The sequence below is a fragment of the Veillonella parvula genome, assembly GCF_040094895.1.
Lineage (GTDB): Bacteria > Bacillota > Negativicutes > Veillonellales > Veillonellaceae > Veillonella > Veillonella parvula_L.
In genome coordinates, this window is the sequence record NZ_JBBNGV010000003.1 from 67,772 (window position 1) to 90,225 (window position 22,454).

Annotated in this window: 17 protein-coding genes; 3 read left to right on the forward strand and 14 right to left on the reverse strand. The window is 39.9% G+C overall.

Annotation, left to right across the window (positions count from 1 at the left end):
• Positions 1–43 precede the first annotated feature (43 nt).
• Complete coding sequence (locus tag AAAT26_RS06320; protein ID WP_349208998.1) at positions 44–3,895, forward strand: subtype B tannase; 3,852 nt, start codon at positions 44–46, stop codon at positions 3,893–3,895.
• A 275-nt stretch (positions 3,896–4,170) separates the two neighbouring features.
• On the opposite strand, the gene cysK is transcribed toward AAAT26_RS06320, so the two are convergent.
• The 14 genes from cysK to AAAT26_RS06390 all read right to left on the reverse strand — a co-directional run bounded on the left by cysK (position 4,171) and on the right by AAAT26_RS06390 (position 18,783).
• Entirely contained in the window at positions 4,171–5,106 is a 936-nt protein-coding gene (cysK, locus tag AAAT26_RS06325) for a cysteine synthase A (RefSeq protein ID WP_012864824.1), read from the reverse strand.
• A gap of 15 nt (positions 5,107–5,121) precedes the next feature.
• Positions 5,122–5,571 (reverse strand): RrF2 family transcriptional regulator, encoded by a 450-nt coding sequence (locus AAAT26_RS06330; protein WP_004695020.1) that lies wholly within the window; start codon positions 5,569–5,571, stop codon positions 5,122–5,124.
• A 482-nt stretch (positions 5,572–6,053) separates the two neighbouring features.
• Complete coding sequence (gene ahpC, locus AAAT26_RS06335; RefSeq protein WP_004698190.1) at positions 6,054–6,617, reverse strand: alkyl hydroperoxide reductase subunit C; 564 nt, start codon at positions 6,615–6,617, stop codon at positions 6,054–6,056.
• Between the two features lie 221 nt (positions 6,618–6,838).
• Positions 6,839–8,449, reverse strand: coding sequence for a CTP synthase (gene pyrG / locus AAAT26_RS06340; protein ID WP_004695015.1), 1,611 nt, complete (start codon positions 8,447–8,449; stop codon positions 6,839–6,841).
• A 15-nt stretch (positions 8,450–8,464) separates the two neighbouring features.
• Positions 8,465–10,198: an arginine--tRNA ligase gene (argS, locus tag AAAT26_RS06345; RefSeq protein WP_004698104.1), complete on the reverse strand. Its 1,734-nt coding sequence runs from the start codon at positions 10,196–10,198 to the stop codon at positions 8,465–8,467.
• The gene (locus AAAT26_RS06350) at positions 10,164–10,622 is read right to left on the reverse strand and encodes a YwiB family protein (RefSeq protein ID WP_349208999.1); all 459 of its coding nucleotides are present in this window, start codon (positions 10,620–10,622) and stop codon (positions 10,164–10,166) included. The genes argS and AAAT26_RS06350 overlap by 35 nt, the downstream gene beginning before the upstream one ends.
• 51 nt (positions 10,623–10,673) lie before the next feature.
• Complete coding sequence (locus AAAT26_RS06355; protein ID WP_012864827.1) at positions 10,674–10,925, reverse strand: GIY-YIG nuclease family protein; 252 nt, start codon at positions 10,923–10,925, stop codon at positions 10,674–10,676.
• 124 nt (positions 10,926–11,049) lie between these two features.
• Positions 11,050–11,691, reverse strand: a complete 642-nt coding sequence (locus AAAT26_RS06360) for a peptidylprolyl isomerase (RefSeq protein WP_008602382.1) — start codon at positions 11,689–11,691, stop codon at positions 11,050–11,052.
• Between the two features lie 212 nt (positions 11,692–11,903).
• Positions 11,904–12,812: a DUF3829 domain-containing protein gene (locus tag AAAT26_RS06365; protein WP_038125684.1), complete on the reverse strand. Its 909-nt coding sequence runs from the start codon at positions 12,810–12,812 to the stop codon at positions 11,904–11,906.
• Positions 12,813–12,948: 136 nt separating this feature from the next.
• Positions 12,949–13,725 (reverse strand): HAD family hydrolase, encoded by a 777-nt coding sequence (locus AAAT26_RS06370; protein WP_004695003.1) that lies wholly within the window; start codon positions 13,723–13,725, stop codon positions 12,949–12,951.
• Positions 13,726–13,733: 8 nt separating this feature from the next.
• Positions 13,734–13,970 (reverse strand): DUF1653 domain-containing protein, encoded by a 237-nt coding sequence (locus AAAT26_RS06375; protein WP_004698254.1) that lies wholly within the window; start codon positions 13,968–13,970, stop codon positions 13,734–13,736.
• Positions 13,971–14,014: 44 nt separating this feature from the next.
• A complete protein-coding gene (locus AAAT26_RS06380; protein ID WP_008602376.1) occupies positions 14,015–15,088 on the reverse strand; it encodes an iron-containing alcohol dehydrogenase family protein in 1,074 nt (357 codons plus the stop codon).
• Positions 15,089–15,237: 149 nt separating this feature from the next.
• Complete coding sequence (gene brnQ, locus AAAT26_RS06385) at positions 15,238–16,569, reverse strand: branched-chain amino acid transport system II carrier protein (protein WP_008602374.1); 1,332 nt, start codon at positions 16,567–16,569, stop codon at positions 15,238–15,240.
• Between the two features lie 210 nt (positions 16,570–16,779).
• On the reverse strand, positions 16,780–18,783 hold the full coding sequence (locus AAAT26_RS06390) for a molybdopterin-containing oxidoreductase family protein (protein WP_349209000.1): 2,004 nt from the start codon (positions 18,781–18,783) through the stop codon (positions 16,780–16,782).
• A 580-nt stretch (positions 18,784–19,363) separates the two neighbouring features.
• Between AAAT26_RS06390 and AAAT26_RS06395 the strand changes: the two genes are divergently transcribed.
• Together AAAT26_RS06395 and AAAT26_RS06400 are read left to right on the forward strand one after the other, a co-directional pair.
• Positions 19,364–20,503, forward strand: coding sequence for an Ldh family oxidoreductase (locus tag AAAT26_RS06395; RefSeq protein WP_004698291.1), 1,140 nt, complete (start codon positions 19,364–19,366; stop codon positions 20,501–20,503).
• A gap of 295 nt (positions 20,504–20,798) precedes the next feature.
• The gene (locus AAAT26_RS06400; protein WP_349209001.1) at positions 20,799–22,436 is read left to right on the forward strand and encodes an L-lactate permease; all 1,638 of its coding nucleotides are present in this window, start codon (positions 20,799–20,801) and stop codon (positions 22,434–22,436) included.
• The last annotated feature ends 18 nt before the right edge of the window (positions 22,437–22,454 follow it).

Genomic DNA, 22,454 nt, shown 5'->3' on the forward strand with positions numbered 1-22,454 from the left:
AATTATAAATTATTATTAGAAATCTAGTTCGGAGAACTAATTCATGAAATCATCCAAAAATTGTAAGGTTACTGCTGCATTTCTTGCCGCAGCTGCGCTGGGTGGTGTTGCCCATGCAGAGCCTACACTTAACATGAATGATTTAGTAGGTACGAGTACCAGTGCTGAATCAACGACACAAAGTACTACAAGTGTAGCAACTCCAGTCGTGAAACCAATGGCAACTCAGCCAGTCTTACCAACTACACCACAACCAGCCACCATTGTACAACAACAAGCACCATCGATGGCACAACCTCAACCATCCTACGTGATGCAACCAGCAACGGTTAGCCCTATACAAACTCAACAAGTTACACCATTACAAGCAGTACCGCAACAAGTAGTACCAATGCAATCTCAACAACAGGTTCAAGCTCAACCTCAGTATGTTGTCAATAAAGATACAAAGGCTGTCATGGAACCTACATTAGCAATGCACAGCTTGATAAATGTACAGCGAAAAACTGAACCTGTTACTGTAGAGAAACCAGTAGATGGTAAGCAACAAGTACAAACTACACAAGTACAGCGTACGCCTGTTGTTATTCAACAAGAATCCATAGCGCCATTAACTGTATCTAATACTACAGTAACAAAAGCCGTAGTAGCAAAACAGAGGCTTACGATTCGAGATATTCAACGAGCTGAGCGTGAACGTTTAGCTCAACTAGCCGCGGAAGAAGCAGCTCAACAAGAAAATGTATCACAAGTTGATCAACAACAACTCGCTCAAAAACAAGCTGAAGCTCAACGGCAAGCAGCACTACAAGCACAACAACAAGCAGAAGCACAACGGCAAGAAGCTTTGCGGGCGGAACAAGAACGTGTGGTAGCTCAGCAAACCGAGGCACAACGACAAGCGGCTTTACGTGCTGAACAGGAACGTATTGCGGCTCAACAAGCTGAGCAAGCTCGTATTGCAGAAGAACGCCGTCAAGCGGCTGAGCTAGAACGCATCCGTATCCAAGAGGAACAACGCCGTATTGCTGAGCAACAAGCAAATCAAGAACGTTTAGCGGCTCAACAAGCCGAGGCGCAACGCCAAGCTGCTATTAGAGCTGAGCAAGAACGTATCGCCGCTCAACAAGCCGAGGCGCAACGTCAAGCGACTATTAGAGCAGAGCAAGAACGTATCGTCGCTCAACAAGCCGAGGAGCAACGTCAAGCGGCTATTAGAGCTGAACAGGAACGTATCGCCGCTCAACAAGCTGAGGCGCAACGACAAGAAGCTTTACGCGCTGAACAAGAGCGTATGGCGGCAGCTCAACAAGCTGAAGCTCAACGTCAAGCGGCTATTAGAGCTGAACAGGAACGTATCGCCGCTCAACAAGCCGAGGCGCAACGTCAAGCAGCTATTAGAGCTGAACAGGAACGTATCGCCGCTCAACAAGCCGAGGCTCAACGACAAGCTGCTATTAGAGCGGAACAAGAACGTATCGCCGCTCAACAAGCCGAGGCTCAACGCCAAGCAGCTATTAAAGCAGAACAAGAACGTATCGTTGCTCAACAAGCCGAGGCTCAACGCCAAGCAGCTATTAAAGCAGAACAAGAACGTATCGTTGCTCAACAAGCGGAAGCTCAACGCCAAGCGGCTTTAAAAGCTGAACGTGAGCGTATCCTCGCTCAACAGGCTGAAGAAGAACGCTTAGCGGCTGAAGAAGCAGCTCGCCAACGTGCTGAAGCCGCCGCTAAAGCTGAAGCCGAACGACAAGCAGTTATTAGAGCAGAACAAGAACGTATGGCAGCTCAACAGGCTGAAGCTCAACGCCAAGCAGCTATTAAAGCAGAACAAGAACGTATCGCCGCACAACAGGCTGAATCTCAACGGCAAGCAGCTTTAAAAGCTGAACAAGAGCGTATCGCGGCCGAGAAAGCTAAAGCTGAACGCGAAGCCGCTATAAAAGCGGAGCAAGAACGTATTGCTGCTAAACAAGCGGAACTTGCAAGACAAGCTGTGATCCAAGAAGAACAAGAACGTTTAGCTGCTGAACAACTAGCAAAAGAAGAAGCGGCAGCTGCAGCTAAAGCTCAGGCTGAAGCAGAGGCAAAAGCTAAAGCAGAAGCAGACGCTGCAGCTAAAGCTCGGGCTGAAGCAGAGGCAAAAGCTAAAGCAGAAGCAGACGCTGCTGCTAAAGCGCAAGCTGAAGCAGAGGCAAAAGCTAAAGCAGAAGTAGATGCTGCTGCTAAAGCTCAGGCTGAAGCCGAGGCTAAGGCTAAAGCTCAATCTGAAGCCGAAGCAAAAGCTAAATCTGACGCAGAGACTAAACAGGTTCAAGAAAGTAAATTACCGCAATCTTATGTAAACGCTCGTAATGAAGCTTCCACAAAGGGCTCTACTGTTACAGAAGAGAAAAATATTCTCTCCCAACCAATTGAACCCCCATTGCAAGCTGATGCGTCTGCAAAGATTAGTCTTGCTTTCGACGCGAAAAATTATGAATCCATGTCTACCACAGTAGATAATAAGGAAATTAAATATCGCGCCTTCGAGTATATCCCTTACGTGGCTAATCCAATCGACATAGATCAGCAATACATGAACATTTATGTACCAGAGGAATATTTCAACAACGGTACAATCAATGGTTACAATACCCAAACAGCCCCTATCTTCATGCCAAATGCAGTAGGTGGTTACATGCCGAGCCAAGCTATGACGCCTAAGGTGGAAAATGGAAAACCTAACAGTGTTCTTTACGCATTATCCTGTGGTTATGTAGTAGCTTCCCCATCTACTCGTGGTCGTACCAATAAAGCTTCCGATGGCAACTTCATCGGTAAGGCCCCGGCAGTAATCGTTGACTTACAAGCGGCTACAGCCTACTTACACGCTAACGATTCCGCTATGCCAGGTAATGCAAACCGCATTATCACAAATGGTACAAGTGCAGGCGGTGGTGTATCCTTGTTACAAGGTGCAACTGGTAACAGTTCCGACTTCCAACCATATTTACAAGCATTAGGTGCAGCTACAGCGGCAACTAATGTATACGCAGTATCTGCGTATGCCCCTATCACTAACCTTGATGCGGCTGATATGGCTTACGAATGGAGCTATAATGGTATCACATCCTTTAACAAAGTAACTATGGGCCAAGGCGAATTACCACAAGCTAATGTAGGTGGCAACTCTGCTCCACCACAACGCACGATGCAACGTGTAAACTTGAATGCAGACAATCTATCATACTCTAAAATGCTCAGCGAACACTTCCCTGATTACGTAAATAACTTACAATTACGTGACTCTCTAGGTCGTGTACTAAAACTTGACAAGAACGGTAACGGTACTTTCAAAAATTATGTAAAAGAATTTATTGTTGCTGCCGCTAATAAAGCAGCAGCTAAAGGTACTGATTTATCCAAGCATACATACCTTGTACGAGATAATAAAACAGGAACTATCAAAGACATAAACTGGGAAGCATATAACCACTTTGTAAGTCGCTCAAAAGCGCCTGGTGCCTTTGACTCTCGTGCTAATGATACAGGTGAAAACAATCTATTTGGTACAAGTACTACAGATAATAATCACTTTACCATTACTGCTGCATTACACGATTCAACAGCTAACCAAGATGTATACGTAGAAAATGCTAAGATCGTTACTATGATGAACCCAATGAACTATCTTGGTTCTCCTGCTGCGACAAATGCACGATTCTATCGTATTCGTTATGGCACAGCCGACAGTAATACATCTGTTGCAATTCCTTTAATCGTAGGTACACGTGCTCAAAACCTTGGGTACAGAGTAGATATGGCAACACCATTTAATGTAGATCACTCTGGTGACTACGATTTAGAAGAATTATTCAACTGGATGGATAATATCGTTAAAAACGGTAGATAATCACAATTAAATACATACCAAAATACTAAAGGAGCTACCTAGTAGTTCCTTTTTCATATACAATTATAAATTTTCTTGTGTATTCAATTATAAATGTTATTGTGAAAGTCCCTCTCCGACTATGAATAATCTGCACCATTATTTAATCAGTACATCACCCTATTATAATAATAAAAGAATTCAATCAAAAAAGGATGCCCCCTGTAAAATACAGGGGGCATCTATGTGTTTGAGCCAGGTAAAAGCAATTATTATGCTTTCACCATGATAGGCGATTAAACTTCAGGGAACAATGCTGTAGATAAGTAGCGTTCGCCTGTATCAGGGAGAATTACTACAATATTTTTGCCTTTATTTTCAGGGCGTTTTGCCAATTCTTGAGCCGCCCAAAGCGCAGCACCAGAGGAAATACCTACCAATACGCCTTCTGTGTGACCGAAAGCTTGAGATGTAGCAAAAGCATCCTCGTTAGAAACTTGGATTACTTCATCGTAAATGTTAGTATCCAATGTATCTGGAATGAAGCCAGCACCTAAGCCTTGGATTTTATGAGGGCCTGGTTTACCATTAGACAATACAGGAGAATCTGCTGGTTCTACGGCAACCACATGTACATCAGGGTTTTGTTCTTTCAAGTAGCGACCTGCACCTGTCAACGTACCGCCTGTACCAACACCAGACACGTAGATATCTACAGTACCATCAGTATCTTGCCAGATTTCAGGTCCAGTTGTTCTGTAATGAATTGCTGGATTAGCTTGATTTACGAACTGACCTGCTTCAATAGCACCGGCTGTAGCCGTTACGATTTCCTTAGCTTTTGCAATAGCGCCTTTCATGCCAAGAGAACCGTCAGTCAATACGAGTTGCGCGCCATAACCAAGCATTAATTTACGGCGTTCAATGGACATCGTTTCAGGCATTACGATTACAACTTTATAACCAAGCGCAGCACCTACAGCAGACAAGCCAATACCAGTATTACCAGATGTAGCTTCTACGATTGTGCCGCCTGGTTGTAATTCACCAGATTCAACTGCAGCTTGAATGATTGCTGCTGCGATACGGTCTTTTACGGAACCGCCTGGGTTGAAGTATTCCAATTTTGCGAAAATATTAGCGTTTGCACCATATTTTTTACCAAAACGTGTAGCAGCTAATAATGGTGTTTTACCGATTAATTCAACAAAAGATTTTGCAATTTTAGACATAGTGGTCACTCCTTATTAAATAGAACCATCCCAATTATCATATTTTGTATCAAGTTTAGCATAGGTCCCATCGATTACATCTTGAAGGGTTACGTTTTCTAAATAATCATGAATATAGTTTTGTAATCCTGCCCAGAAACCAACAGTCCGTTCGTTGATCACTGTATCAGTACTCACCCCTTCATCAAGGGTAGAGATGATAGCCATAGATTCCTCTGTAGCAAGCAAAATTTCAATAATTGTATATTCTTTAGGACTTTTAGATAAGCGATAGCCGCCATACTTACCGCGGATACTATCCACTAGTTTTGCAGCGCCTAAACGAGCTACGATACCTTCTAGGTATTTTTCAGATATGCCTTGTCGTTCTGCCACAGATCGCAAGGAGACAGGTTTATCTTGACCTTGCTCTGCCAAATCGATGAGGACCATCAATGCATACCGACCTTTTGTGGAAATCCTCATATATTTTGCCTTTCTTTGTAAACGTTAGTGTTAAACACACCCCATATTATAAAGTACTTATATTATATTTATAAAACCTTTCATATTAATAGGAATTAATTTCATTATAGACCACTCACTATAAAAATGCAAGAACTTATTTCCTACTTTTATAAAGGGATATTTACTCATTCTATATTTATTGAGTTTATCCTATATTTTAACTTAATAACTTGCCTCGTAGAAAGCTCAAGTTATAATACTTTTGTTAATTCGCAACACAACGAAGTAAGGATAATCTTATAACACAAAAGGACCAGCCCGAAGGCCAGTCCTTTTGCGTATAGTTTGTAGTTTGTTATATGAGGTTTACCATGATGAATTGGAGAGGGTTCATCTGGTATTGGGACTTACCGTATCGTCAGGAAAACGATGCGCGCCCGTGTTTATGTCATTTGAGGAGTTGTCTAGATTACTCTAGCATTTAAGTATAAGTTTCTTAATTAGATTTTACCTACAAGATCAAGACCTGGTTTCAAAGTGTCTTTACCTGGCTTCCAACGTGCAGGGCACACTTGATCGCCATGTTTAGCTACGAATTGAGCAGCTTGTACTTTGCGAACTAATTCTTCAGCGGAACGGCCGATACCCATATCATGAATTTCTGCTGTACGCACGAAGCCTTCTGGATCTACTACGAATGTACCACGGTAAGCCATAGCAGATTCTTCTTGGAATACATCGAAGAAGTCAGCCAATTCATGTTTTTTGTCAGCTAACATGTAGTACTCGATTTTATTGATGCTTGGAGAAGCATCAGACCATGCTTTGTGAACGAATTCGGAGTCACAAGATACGGAGTAAACTTCGCAACCCAATTCTTTCAACTCTGCATAAGAGTTTTGTACGTCTTCCAACTCAGTAGGGCATACGAATGTAAAGTCTGCTGGATAGAATACGAATATAGACCATTTACCCAACACGTCTGCAGTGCTAACTTTTACCAATTCAGGTTTTTTGAAAGCATCAAGTGTAAATTCAGGAAGTTGTTTACCAATAATAGACATGTTATGTCCTCCTTATTTGAGTTCCATATGTAACGAATATATTTATATTGGTGTACTTACCACCGCATCTATATCTATCTTTGTCTATATAATAACAAATATCATTCAATATTGCAAGCATTATTTTTAAATTTATCGATATATTTTTCCAACTTTTTTCGATGTAAGCAAAAAAGAGAAGAAAGATGCTCATTTCTGAGCATCTTTCTTCTTTTTACGTACTATTTTTTTAGTTCTAAGATTGCATCTACGAAACCACGGAATAATGGGTGTGCATTATTTGGGCGAGATTTAAGTTCTGGATGTGCTTGTGTACCAATAAAGAATGGATGATTTTTTACTTCAATACTTTCAACGAGACGGCCATCTGGAGATGTACCGGAAATTACAAGGCCTGCATCAGTCAATTGTTGACGGTATTCATTGTTGAACTCATAGCGATGACGATGACGTTCATAAATCAAATCTTCCCCATAAGCTTCGTGAGTTTTCGTACCGGCTTCCACTTTGCATGGATAGATACCTAGGCGCATTGTACCGCCTTTTTTATCTACATCAACTTGATCACTCATCAAGTCAATTACTTTGTACTTAGCATTTTCATCGAATTCGCTAGAGGTTGCTCCTTCCATGCCACATACGTTACGAGCAAATTCCATTACTGCAGATTGCATGCCAAGGCATAGGCCAAGATATGGAATATTGTTTTCACGAGCGTATTGGATTGTGCGAATTTTACCTTCTACACCACGGGAACCAAAGCCACCAGGCACGATGATACCTTCAACACCTTCAAATACCTCTTTAGGATCTACAGAAGTATCATCAAGTTCTTCAGAGTCAATCCAACGAATATTCACTTTAGTACCTGTAGCAATACCAGCATGATCTAGAGCTTCAACTACGGATAAATACGCATCATGCAACGCTACATATTTACCAACGATAGCAACTGTAATATCTTTATTAGGATTCAAGATCTTATGAACCATTTCTTTCCATGCAGTCATATCACATGGACGATCTTCAAGACCTAACTTTTTGATAACAATATCATCAAGACCTTGATCTTGCATCATCAATGGCACTTCATAGATAGAGCTACAAGTTTGATTTTCAATAACTGCTTCAGGTTCTACGTCGCAGAACAAAGCAAGTTTTTCTTTCATATCATCAGAGATATGTTTCTCACTACGACATACCAAAATATCTGGTTGAATACCAATGCTACGCAATTCTTTTACACTATGTTGTGTAGGTTTTGTTTTCAACTCGCCTGCGGCATTGATGTAAGGCACTAACGTAACGTGAATGTAAAGTACATCGTTACGGCCTACTTCTTTTTTCACCTGGCGAATAGCTTCCATAAATGGCAAGCTTTCAATATCACCTACAGTACCGCCGATTTCAGTGATAACTACATCAGCATTATCCTCTTTACCTACACGGTAAACATTTTGTTTAATTTCATTTGTAATATGTGGAATTACTTGTACAGTGCTACCTAGGTAATCACCTTTGCGTTCTTTATTGATTACAGACCAATATACTTTACCAGCTGTAATATTAGAACGTTTGCTAAGGTTAATATCGATAAAGCGTTCATAATGCCCCAAATCAAGGTCCGTTTCGGCGCCGTCATCTGTTACGAATACTTCACCATGTTGGTAAGGGCTCATCGTACCAGGATCGATATTAATGTATGGATCAAATTTTTGAATCGTTACATTGAAACCGCGGTTTTTTAGTAAGCGACCCAAAGATGCTGCTGTAATCCCCTTTCCAAGAGAAGAAACAACGCCGCCAGTTACGAAAATATACTTAGTTGCCATGATGCCTCCCACCTATTACATTTTTTCCGGAGCGGAAATACCTAAAATACCCAAGCCTTGACGAAGAACGAGGGCAATCGCTGTGATTAATCCAAGACGAGCTTGTTGCAACGCTGGATCTACGCCAATGATACGACCTTGACGGTAGAATGAATGGAACATGCTTGCCAAATCGTATAAGTACCGAGCAATACGATGAGGTGCACGATGTTCAGCAGCTTGAACGACCTCTTCCGGATATTCAGCTAATTTCTTAATTAATTCTAATTCCATTTCACTTGTAAGTGTTGTGAAATCAGTTTCACTATAATCGCCAAATGCGATGCCAGCTTCACGCACTTGGTTGTAAATGCTGTGAATACGAGCATGAGCATATTGGATATAATACACCGGGTTGTCATTACTGCGAGATTTTGCCAAGTTAATATCGAAATCAAGTTGGCTGTCTAAGGAACGCATCAAGAAGAAATAGCGAGACGCATCTACGCCAACCTCTTCAATCAATTCATCTAATGTAACGCTATCACCACTACGTTTAGACAATTTAACAAGTTGTCCGTCACGGAACAATGCTACCATTTGTAATAACAATACTGTTAATTTATCAGGGTCATAACCAAATGCCGCCATAGCCGCTTTTACACGACATACATAGCCATGATGGTCAGCGCCCCAAATATCAATCATTTCTTTAAAGCCACGATCAAATTTATTGCGATGATACGCAATATCTGCCGCCAAATATGTAGGAACCCCATTATCACGAATAACTACGCGGTCTTTATCATCACCATAATCAGTAGATTTTAACCATAAAGCACCGTTTTTTTCATAAACTTTGCCAAGGGCCTTTAATGCCTCTACGGAATGATGAATCTCATCCGTTTCATGAACTGTACGTTCAGAGAACCAATTATCAAAAGTAACGCGGAAGTTTCTTAATGTTTCCTCTAAGCGAGCTAATTTTTCTTTTAAGCCCTCTTCCTTAAACAAGGCTACACGATCTGCTTCGTTCATAGCATTTAATTTATCAAAGCCTTCGCGTTCTGCAATCGCTTTCGCTGTTTCAATAATATCTGGGCCACGATAGCCATTTTCAGGGAACACTAAAGCCCCTTCTGGAATATCGAACTCAGGCATAGAACCGTCTTCATTGCGTTTAGGTGGGAATACTAATGTAGCACCTTGTAACTCTTGGAAACGGTACTCAATGGAAATAGCCATGTTGTCGATTTGATTACCTGCATCATTGATATAGTACTCGGATTGTACATTATAACCCGCTGCACGTAACAAGTTTACAAGAGCACTACCGTACGCAGCACCGCGACCATGACCAACATGCAATGGACCTGTTGGGTTTGCACTTACGTACTCTACTTGAATTGTATCGCGCGCACGCAATGGTTGAACACCATACTCAGTACCAGCATTCAAAATGGCTTTTAACGTATCGTACACCATATCAGATTTCAAAAAGAAATTAATAAAACCTGCGCCGGCAACCTCAGCACGTTCAAGCCAATCAAAATTCATATGACTAATCAAAGCTTCAGCAATGGCTCGAGGATTTTGACGAGCTACACGAGCGGATTGCATAGCGATGTTTGTAGAAAAATCACCGAATTCCTTTTGAGGTGGCACTTCGAGAACGATTTCTGGATATTCCCCAGCCGGCAAATCACCGCTGTTAATCGTATCTTGTAATGCCTGTTCAATCCCCGATTTCAGGATTTCCTTCATGTCCATGCTCTATATCCTCCCGCACGTCTATATCTAACTGATTATAAAATTGCCATTCACCTTCAACGGAAATATCATATCCTAAATGAACATGACCTACGCCATCATGAAAGTCTACTGTTAATTCATGAGTATTTACAGCCATATGTAAATCACCATATGGTGTTTCATATACGGCTTCACGTTCTTCACCACGGACGTATTGATGACGCATATTGACAGCCCCTGTTCGGAGCAACACGATAGAATCATCATGAATTTTAATGGTCGTCTTAACCCCATCCAATCCAGTCACAGTAGATTCTTCATAACGCACATATTGAGCATTACCTTTTTCATGTGACGTACCTGGGGAAATCAGTTCCACTACGGTATCCTTGCCATCCATATCTCGTTGTACACTCTTTACGGACACTAGAACCCGCTTCATTTTCAACCTCCGTGGTAGTAATTAATCATCATATTATACCATAATCAAGGACTATTTTGCACCCTTAATGAGTCTCAATTTCTTAGTCTTCGTCATCCGTTTAATAGCATATTCCCTGCGTTGTGCTTCTTGTTTTTGGTGAAAGCTTTCAGCATATACCAAGGTCACAGGACGACGTCCTCGCGTATATTTTGCACCGCCTGGGATATGTCCATTGTGAGCATCTATTCGACGTTTGAGATCTGTAGTCCATCCACAATACAAAGAATCATCAGAGCAACGCACTAAGTAAATATAGTGCATTTCTTTTGATTCATCGCCTTGAACACTAGCGTCGTTCAAGATTGTATCACAATCTACAATTATACCTTGTACCTCTTGTGTAGATGCGCATTCACCAGAAAGAGACTCTTGAGAAGTACTTTTCTTATTTGCCATTTTTCGCATCATCAGTAATCGGCTCCAATGTAATGGTATTGATGATTACTGGTTCTACTGGCTTATCATTGCGACCGGTTTTAACCTTGCCGATTTTTTCAACTACATCCATGCCTTGTACTACAGTACCAAAGATGGTGTGTTTATTATCTAACCAATCCGTAGGTCCCAAGGTAATAAAAAATTGAGATCCTCCTGTATTAGGACCACGGTTAGCCATGGCTAGAACGCCCATTTTATTGAAGTGTAAATCATTGGAGAATTCATCAGGAATTGTATAGCCTGGGCCACCAGCACCTGTGCCATCAGGATCTCCACCTTGAATCATAAAGCCTTCGATAACACGGTGAAATGTCACACCATTATAGAAGCCTTTTTTCACGAGATAATCAAAATTTTTGACCGTAATCGGCGCTTTAGACCCTAACAAACGAACCTTAAATTGACCATAGTTTGTATCAAAAATAGCATATTCATCTGCAATTGGCGCATTCGTAAAATTAGGCATCGCCACAGTTTCTGCTTTCACAGTATTACCTTGTGGTTGCTCCCCAGTTTTGGTACTACATGCTGTTGTACTAAGTACTGTAATCCCCAACATTGCGCATAAAGCCAAGCGTTTCCAGTTCATATGTCCCCCAAAATACTAATATTATATTTAACTAAATGTAGATTTAAAATTTACATAGAAAAACCGCTCAACCCATGAGCGGCTCTTTTTTAGTATATCATATTATGGCGCTATTGAGATTAAAAATATAAAAAAATAATATAACAACAAAAAACAGAGCTTCAAAGGAGCTCTGTTTTTGTAGGCCTCAACTAATCACTTAGTTAATTCGATTATTTAGAGTCAAATTGGTCTGGAGTTGTATTATTATAAGACTCAATATAATTATTGAAATTCTCAATCATGTCGTTAAGATTGTTTTCATTTGCATCAGTAAGTACTTGACGTACAGAACCAACTACAGAGTTATAAGAGTTAACAAGCACTTCTCCACGATCATTATTTATGCTCTTAAGCAATGTTTGAATTTCATTAAGTTCTTTTTCTACAGCTTGTTTGTCTGCATTTTTAGGAGCTTTTTCTACATTTTCTACAAGAGTAGTCAAGCGAAGCGTAGATTCCATTGCTGCTGCATAGCCTTTTTTACCGTCTTTTTTCAATTTTTCGATTTGTTTCTTAGTTTGTTCAGTGTTAGCTTTGTTAAGAGCATCATTGAACTTCGCATAAGCTGCATCAAATTTTTCTACTTGTGCTACGTATTTAGCTGCTAGTTCTTTACCTTTAGCACCACCATCGTTCATGTAAGCTTTAGAATCATCATAAGCTTTCAAATCTTTGAATGTTGGTACTAATTCATTAAGAACATTTAATACATTATCGCGTTCTGTATCAACTTCTTTGAACGTAGAACCTTCTTTTTTAGATTGTTCCAAAGCTTCTTTTAAAGTATCATAGTGAGGTTGACGGCCAATAGCACCTTCTTGGAAACCACCTTTTAATTTAGCCAAACTGTCTGCATAGTTTTGACCCCAAGTAGCATTGTCACCATTGAAGCGATTTGTTGCATCAATAAGGGTATTAAGCTTAGCAGCTGCTTTCTCATCGCTACCGCCATCAACTACGGAGGAGACTACGGAGCCAATGCCACCCGCTTTATCACTGCCGCAACCAGAAACAAATAAACCTGCTGTCAATGCTGCTACACAAAGTAAAGTTGAAAATAATCTGCGTTTATTGTTCATATCTTCTCTTCTCCTTTTAACACATGAATATTGAACTAAGCGCATTATACTAACTATACTACACCAATTCTGTAGCCACAGCTACAAAAATAAATCTTCATATAAGCTTCACCTAACTTAGAGGAATTATCAATAATTAATCGATCCATTTAAAATGCTTACACGCATTATAAATGCCATCTTTATCACAGTCTGTAGTAATATAATCAGCCTTTGCTTTTAATTCAGGGCGCGCATTACCCATAGCAATATTTAACCACTCAGGTCTAAACATAGACAAATCATTATACCCATCACCAAATACAACAGCTTGATTTGGCTTCATTCCAAAGTGTTCAAGCATATTACGAATACCCAACGCCTTTTCCATAGGCTCATATAGAACACAGCCATCACCATAACGAATGAGCTTATGTGTCATATGCTCGATATCCTTCTCCTCTTCCTCTCCTTCCTTGAAAAACACATAAATCTTATAAAATTCTTCAACACTATGAAAATCAAAATTAGGGTCTACAGTTGTTTTAAACACATCCCAATTGGGATGCCACTCTAAAATTTCCTTATACGGCGTAATACGACCGAGTTTATTGCGGTCAGTTACGGCCCAAGGAATATTATGTGATTCTAAATACTCTAAATATTTAATACATGCATCACGATCCATACCTATCATAGATACCAATTCATTATTAACAGTGATACTGTGACCACCATCTGCTACAAAATCAGTAAGGCCCGCTTGCTCTGCAAAACGCTTAGCATCCACTTGAATACGACCAGTTGCTAAGGCTACACGGTGACCACGACGCTTTAACTCATCTAAACTGTATTGAGCACTTTCAGGGATTTTACCTTCAGGCCATACAGCTAAAGTATTATCAATATCGAAAAAGAAAAACTTCTGCTCCACGGCCCCTCCTAATCACGTCCACTCATTAACTTAAACCGTTCTTTTTGTTTTACATCTGGATATTTTTCATGGTCCACATCACTCAAAAACATATCTAGTGGTCGTACATATAAGTCACGTTGATCATATAATTTTTGATATACCACGAACTGTTCACTCGTTTCCGAATGAGTTGCAACATCTAACACGTAATAGTACATGCCTTTAAAATGACGATATAAGCCACCCTTTACAATTTCTTGCATTTATAACCTCATCACATAACATACACAAATAGTTACAAACCATATTAATCAAGAGATTCCATATATTGAATAGCCTTAGTCAACATATCTGCTGTAATTTTATATGGAGATACATCAATATCATGAACAGATGTAGCCTTTTCAACAATTCGAGGAATATGCGATGCAGTAAGATCTAATTGTGAAAGTTTAGTAGGCCAACCTAATTCGCGATATACTGGCAACCACCGTTGTAACTCATCCATTTGTTGGTCAACGGTTAACAAAATAAGTAAGCCATAAGCTACTATTTCACCATGCAAATGATTTTCTTCTGTTTCTTTATTAGTAACACAGCCATAACATACAGCATGAGCCATGTTGCTATTATATGCCATAGGAACACAACCTGATACAACACCGGTAGTAAAGATAACAGTCATAGCAATGGTATCAAAGGCATCACTACGTTTATTAGCTTGACTATCTTTATAGGCTTGTATACCATGTGCTAAAATTGGTTCACTACACATAGAAGCTAGAGTAAGGCCTAACTGAGTATTATAGTCTTGCTCGCGACTGCGAGCAGAAAGATGAGTTTCATAGTGTTTTGCAATAGTATCTCCCATTCCTGCCCACAAGTAACGGCTTGGTGCTTCTACGAGAATATCAGCATCAATAAAGCAGTGCACAGGAGGATGATTTACAAAAGCTACGTCATCAAAAGTATGATCTGCCGTGTATACAGCTGCCACTTCTGACGTTGCCGCACAAGTAGACGCAATGGTTGGAATTGTAAAGAATGGTTTATCATCTAACTCTATAGCTACTACTTTTACCGTATCCATGGCCTTACCACCACCAACAGCAAACAAAAAGTCCGCATCTTTTACAGATGCCATTTGTGCAATTTCCTTGCCTCGAGCAAAAGTACACTCTCCACCAAAGTGGATAATATCTAGCACCTTAATCCCCGCTTTATCAAGCACTGGACGAATGTGTGGCAAAGCTTTAGAAAGAGCTGTTTCGCCACCGATGATAGCTACAGACTTGCCATATAATTTTGTAAACTTTGGAATAGCGTCAAATACATCATGACCTCCAAAACTATAACTAGGTAAACAATGAGTACTACGCATAAAATTTCCTTCCTTCTTTTATCATTTATATCCTTATTTATCCTTATTATAGAAACTTCTACACACAAAATCAATTTTATATGACAACAATCAAAACATAAAAAGGCTCTATACTCTCACAAAATGAAAGCATAGAGCCTTTATCTTTATTACTTATTATCGGAAGCAAGACCTTTATGGATAAGACCCACAACAAAGCCTAATACCGCAAAGCTTACCCAGCCCATACCAGCACTTTGGAATGGAATATATTGAGCAAAGAGCTGTTCCAAAGCTATAGGTGCAATACCTGCAGTCTCAAGACCAGTCATAAGAGCAGAGATCATTGTGAACGCTACAGTCCATGCATATACGCAACGACGACCACCGAACACATTATGAAGAAGTGCCAACAAAATGATTACGATAGTCAACGGATACAAGAGCATCAACACAGGGATTGCTGCACTGATGATTGTTTTCAAGCCAAACATACTAAGGCCAAAGGCCGCTAGAGAGAAAATTACTACATATAATTTGTAACTAATCTTTGGAGTCAGCTTGTGGAAATACGTACCGCAAGAAGTGATAAGACCAATACTTGTAGACAAGCAAGCTAGCAGCACGATGATAGCCAAGATGATTTGACCGAACTCACCAAACAAATAGTTAGCACTTACGGACAATACAGGAGCCCCTGTCTCGAACAAACCAAAGCGTTCAACACTTGTAGCACCAATATTAGCGATAAATACATACACGATACCAAGAAGGCCTACCGCAATTGCACCTACCTCCATTACTGTTTTTGTAATCACAGCACGAGATGTAGCACCACTGAGGCGTACAAAATCGATTACAAGAATAGCAAATACTACGGAAGCTAAGGCATCCATTGTATTGTAGCCATCTAAGAAGCCTTGTAACACAGCCGTTGGTGCATCACCATATGCCGGTTGTGGTGCCGCATACCCACCAAGTGGAGTAATAAAAGATTTAACAATCAACAACAGAATTACAAGAAGTAAAGCTGGTGTCAAAATATTACCGATACGGTTAACAAGTTTTTGTGGACTAATAGATAACCACAAAGAAATACCAAAGAATAATGCCAAGAAAATTGGTTCCATATTCATGCTTAAACCTTCAGCAAAAGGTTTAATTGCGATTTCATAAGCTACAGTACCAGTACGCGGCGTCGCAAACATTGGTCCAATACTCAAGTAAAGAGAAATAGTATACAACAAGCCATAAATCGGATGAACACGGCTTGCTAGTTCTTCAACATCTTTACAGGAAGAATAGCCCATTGCTGCAACACCTAAGAGTGGAAGTCCTACACCAGTTAACACAAAGCCAAGCAAAGCCCAACCTACATTATCACCAGCTTGTTGACCTAAGGCCGCTGGGAAGATCAAGTTCCCTGCCCCAAAGAATAGGGCAAATAACATCATGCCTATAGCCAGATAAGCACGGGTCGACAGATTGTCGTTACCATTCATAAATGTAACCCCCTTTAGGTTATATAAAAATAATATTACTATTATAATCTAAAGGGGCTAGAGTATACAAGAAAAATATCCTCACTATTCTATATCCGTATAATGTTATTCCCATAAGTAAAAGAATTTAATTTTTAAATATAGCTGTAAAAGCATGTGACATCACACATCTTATACATATTCGTTCATCATATGGTAATAAACTATTATCTATGAAAAGTTTCTTATATGAACTTGCACATCATAGAAGGTACTACCCCACCCTTGATCTGTGGGACGAGCTGCGGTAAGCGCATTAATTGCCACGTGAGGATCACTCGATTGAGATTGCCACCATACACCTAGTGTTACCAATGTCCCTCTCTGTACTTCATCATCGTGGTATGCTTTAATTTTTACACTGCCACGATCGTTATAAATTTCTACCTCAGACCCATCACTTATATTATAAATTTTTGCATCTTCAGGATGAATGCGAAGTTTCATCAACTCAGGATCATCAAACTCTAATTCACAGAAACTGGAGTCCAATATCCGAATATCATTGCCAATTATGAGCCAAAACGGTGCATTGTCACCATAAGGAGGCATATACCGAATTAATGGTTCTACATCCTGCGGATTATATAATTCAATTTTTCCAGACGGTGTTTTGAAATCCATCTTATAACTTTCAGGTACCGTCATCTCCACAGGCTCACCTGTTAGAATCAAATCTTGGTCACTCTTGGATATACGACTCGAAGTGTGCACAATTTGTTCAATAAGCTCTCTTTCACTAAGGTTAAAGAATGCATCCTCCAACCCCATACGTTTTGCTAACTCGGCGATAACTTGCCAATTGGAACGAGACTCCCCAACTGGATCAATCAATTTGTAACCCGTACCAATTGTGTAATGACCATAAGAATTATAAATATCATCATGCTCTACAGATGTTGTGGCCGGCAAAATAATATCCGCATATTTACAGGTATCCGTAAAAAAACGCTCATGCACAATTGTGAATAAGTCATTACGCATCAAACCTTTACGAACCACATTTTGATTAGGTGCTGTAATAGCAGGATTTGAGGAAAACACATATAAGCTATGAACGCCAACTCCTTCGGAATTTGTAAGCATCTCCCCAAGTTTAATCATAGGCATCAATCGTTTAGCTGGCGCATGAACATGAGCCTGTTGCATCACATCTTTGCCAATAAATTTACTACCACTAGCACTCGACAACAATCCACCCCCAGGATATTGCCATGCTCCAACCACAGCAGGCAAGGCATTAATAGCACGGCATGTCATAGCACCATTACCATATCGAGACAAACCACTGCCGAGACGGATAAACGGCGCTTTTGATGTAGCGTAAGCATGAGCGAACTCAGTCATACGATCCACGGAAACACCACAAATATCAGATGCTTTCTCCGGCGTAAAATTAAGCAACACCTCTTTTACCAGCTCATCGTAGCCTTGGACATGTTCCTTAATAAAATCTGTATCCGCCAAACCGTCACGATGAATGATATGGAGCATACCTAATGCTAGCGCTCCATCACTACCTGGTTTAACGTAAATATGCTCATGAGCTTGGCTAAAAGTATAGGTTTTATGAGTATCGATAATCCAAACGCGGGTACCATTCTTTTTTGCTATGTTCACATCGTGTAAAATATGAACATCTGTAGCTGTCGCATTTATCCCCCACAAGACAATACAATCACTATGTTGCGCCTCTTGTGGTTTAATACCTAATGTTTCACCATAAACGGACCGGAACCCCGCTTGTTTAGCAGGAGAGCAAATACCTCGATCTTGGTCTGTAGCACCAATACGGCGAAAAAAATAATCTGCTGTAGGACTCTGAATAACCCCCATTGTTCCTGCATAAGAGTAACGCAAAATACTTTCACTGCCATAAGTATCAATAGTTTCTTTGAAATTATTGACAATTGCATCAAGGGCTTCATCCCAACTAATACGAGTGTACTGAGCTTCACCAATTCCCTTTTTACCGACACGCTTCATAGGGTACTTCAAGCGCAACGGAGAATGGATTACTTTTTCATAATGTGCCATCTTAGGGCATAGTGTACCTCTTGTGAAAGCATGTGCTCTATCCCCTCGAACAGATATTACTTTATTATTATCGACTGATACAATGAGTCCGCATGCATCAGGACAATCGTAAGGGCATACAGATTTATATTCTTTCATGATAAGCACCTCGCTTATAAATTGTATAAACTATAGGATGTATATTTATATTATATTATAGTATGACTCGTATAAGTATAACCTTTTGCACATATTCTGAATTAAAAAGGTTTTAGAATTGATTATTTTATGTATATCAATGCATTCAATTATCACATTACATTTATGACCTCATCATTTATTTTGATATATATAGTTAAACATTTCAAGTTTTATCGATATCTATCCATTATCATTCTTGTCCAATGCCTAAACAGATATACTAATAAGTTCTATAAAAATACCAAAATTCTTCAAAAAAATCATGTAATCATTACTAAAAGTCATAACCATATAGTTTTAGGTATAATCAGACATTTTAATAGTGTCGTATAGATTATGTGACAAAAATCACCGGTACGTATGCGTATTTAGTAATGTCGTTCAGACTGTAAGACTATTCAATCTCACTTGTTTCTGTGCTATACTGACAGTGTCATTTGAGAGGATATAGAACTCACAAGAAATCATTTTGAATTCATGGTTATCTAATGTGAAGTAGCTATATCAGGTACATATTTTCTGAAAAGAGGTTTTAACGATGGCAGACGCAAAAAACACTGTGTTATTCCCTTATGAAACACTAAAAAAATTGAGCATGGACGCTTTCCAAAAATTTGGTTTCTCCGAAAAAGAAGCTGACATCATCCAAGACGTACTTTTGACTTCTGACTTGTTCGGTATTCAAAGCCATGGTATGCAACGTATGGTTCGTTACCATAAAGGTATCACTAATGGCTTGATTAAAATCGACGCTAAACCTGAAATCGTAAAAGAAACTCCAATTTCTGCAGTTATCGACGGTCATGACGGCATGGGTCAATTATTGGGTCATAAAGCTATGGAAATGGCTATCGAAAAAGCTAAAAAATCCGGTGTTGGTATCGTATCTGTACGTAACTCCAACCACTACGGTATCGCTGGTTACTATGCTAAAATGGCATCCGACCAAGGCTTAATCGGTTTCTCTTGTACAAACTCCGAAGCAATCATGGTTCCTACATATGCTCGTAAAGCTATGCTTGGTTCTAACCCTATCGCTTGGACTGTACCAGCTGATCCAGTTGACTTCTTCTTCGATTGCTCCACTACAGTAGTAACTCGTGGTAAACTTGAAATGTACAACAAAATGGGCAAAGCTACTCCAGATGGCTGGGCTGTTAATAAAGACGGCGTTCCTTCCACTGATGCAGCTGAAGTATTGGGCAACATCTCCCGTCATGAAGGTGGCGGTATCCTTCCTTTAGGTGGTGCTACAGAAGTTCTTGGCGGTCACAAAGGTTATGGTAACGGCATGATTGCTGAGTTGTTCTCCTCTATCTTGTCCCAAGGTGGTACTTCCAACAAATGTATGGTTGGTGGTAAATCCAACATCTGTCATGGCTTCATGGCTATCAACCCTGAATTCTTCGGTGACCCTGCGGAAATCAAAAAACACTTCTCCCAATTCTTACAAGAATTACGTGAAGCACCTAAAGCTCAAGGTCAAGATCGTATCTATACTCATGGCGAAAAAGAACATGAATCCGTTGAAAAAGTTAAAGCTGAAGGCATCCCTGTACTTAACGGTACAATGCTTGAAGTTCAAGACCTTTGCAATGAATTAGGTCTAGACTTCAAATCCTACTTCGGCGATTATGTACCAGAAGCTCCTGCTACAATGTTCAAAGGTAACTACTAATACCTAAACTTAGTAATGGCCCTAACAAGGACTTGTAGTTAGTACAGAAGGGGACATAAACACTGTTTATGTCCCCTCTCTTATGTTTTTAACCTCATAGGCTATGAGGTTAAAAAATTTTATGTACTATATCAATTTTTATGATAAGTATATCTGTTATTTTATTGTAAGCTTTTATTTTAACTGAACTTTTACAAATTAACATCATAGCGATTTATTCATCAATTAAATTGATTAAACTACGTCGTCCTGTTGAGCATATATTTTTGTTTTACTTGAAAGGATGATCTTAGAAATGAGTGCTATCACCGTTCTATTAGCGCTATCTCCAATCATTTGGTTGATTGTAGCGTTATCCATCTTGAAATTACCTGCATGGCAAGCAACAAGTGTTGCTGCGATTGGTTCTTTCATTATCGCTATTACAGCATTCCAAGCTGACCCATTTATTATGGTCACTGGTGCCCTTGAAGGTGCCGCATTGGCAATCTGGCCAATCCTATTAGTTATTACAGCTGCTATCTTCGTTTATAACTTGGTAGTACATACGAAAGCAATGGAAACTATTAAAACCATGCTTTCTTCTGTAACATCTGATACTCGTGTACTTGCATTACTACTTGCATGGGGCTTTGGTGCCTTCATGGAAGGTATGGCTGGCTTCGGTACTGCCGTTGCAATTCCTGCAGCTATGATGGTTGCCGTAGGTTTTGACCCACTTAAATCTATCATCGCATGTCTCGTTGCAAACTCCGTACCAACAACATTTGGTTCTATCGGGATTCCAACAACTACATTGGCATCCTTAACAAACCTTGATCCAAGCCATTTAGGTACATTCATTTCCGTACAATTGTTCTTGCTTAACCTTATCGCTCCATTCTTTGTTGTTATGATTATTGGTGGCGGTATTAAAGCGTTAAAAGGCGTATTCCTTGTAACATTGCTTTCTGGTTTAGCATTAGCAGTTCCTGAAACTGTAATCAACGCTGTAATGGGTCCAGAATTATCCGTAATTTCTGCATCCATCGTTATCATGGCAGTTATCATTGGTTGTGCAAAAATCATGCCTCCTAATGATCCTAAATACGCAGTTAAACAAACTGGCGAAGTCCCTAAAGTTTCTGGTGGCGAAGGCCTTGTAGCTGCAATGCCATTCATCTTAATCTTCGTATTATTGTTATTAACTTCTAAATTGTTCCCTGCAATTAATGGTCCTCTTGCGTCTATTAAAACATCTGTACCTATTTATCAAGGTGCTGGTGCAAAACCTTACACATTCGTATGGATTGCAACACCTGGTATTATGATTTTCATTGCTGGTATTGTTGGTGGTTTCATCCAAAAAGCAAAAGCTGGCGAAATCTTCGGTACATTAGGTAGCACAGTTAAAAACTTGAAATTCACATACCTTACAATCATCACAGTTGTTATGACAGCTAAATTGATGACTTACTCTGGTATGACTGCAGACATTGCAAAAGCAATGGTTGCTGGTACAGGTACATTGTATCCTCTATTCGCTCCTATCGTGGGTGCGTTGGGTGCATTCTTAACTGGTTCTAGTACAAACTCCAACGTATTGTTTGGTCCACTTCAAATCGCTGCAGCTCAAGGTTTAGATCCTACAAACTTCGAAGACCTTGGCTTCTGGTTGGCAGCAGTTAACTCCGGTGCAGCTGGTATCGGCAAAATGTTGTCCCCACAATCCATCGCGATTTCTATTGGTGCCGTAGGTCCTGCTTTAAAAGCATACCTAGAAAACCACAAAGAAATCAGTGCTGAAGAAGCTCATAAACTAGAACATGAAATCGAAGCAAGTGTTATCATGAACAGTGCCTTCAAATACTTCATTGTATTCATCGTAATGCACGGTTGTATTTCCTTCTTCGGTCAACATTTCATCCATGAAATTCATCATTTCTTCTTCTAAGAATGAGTGAAACAAAAA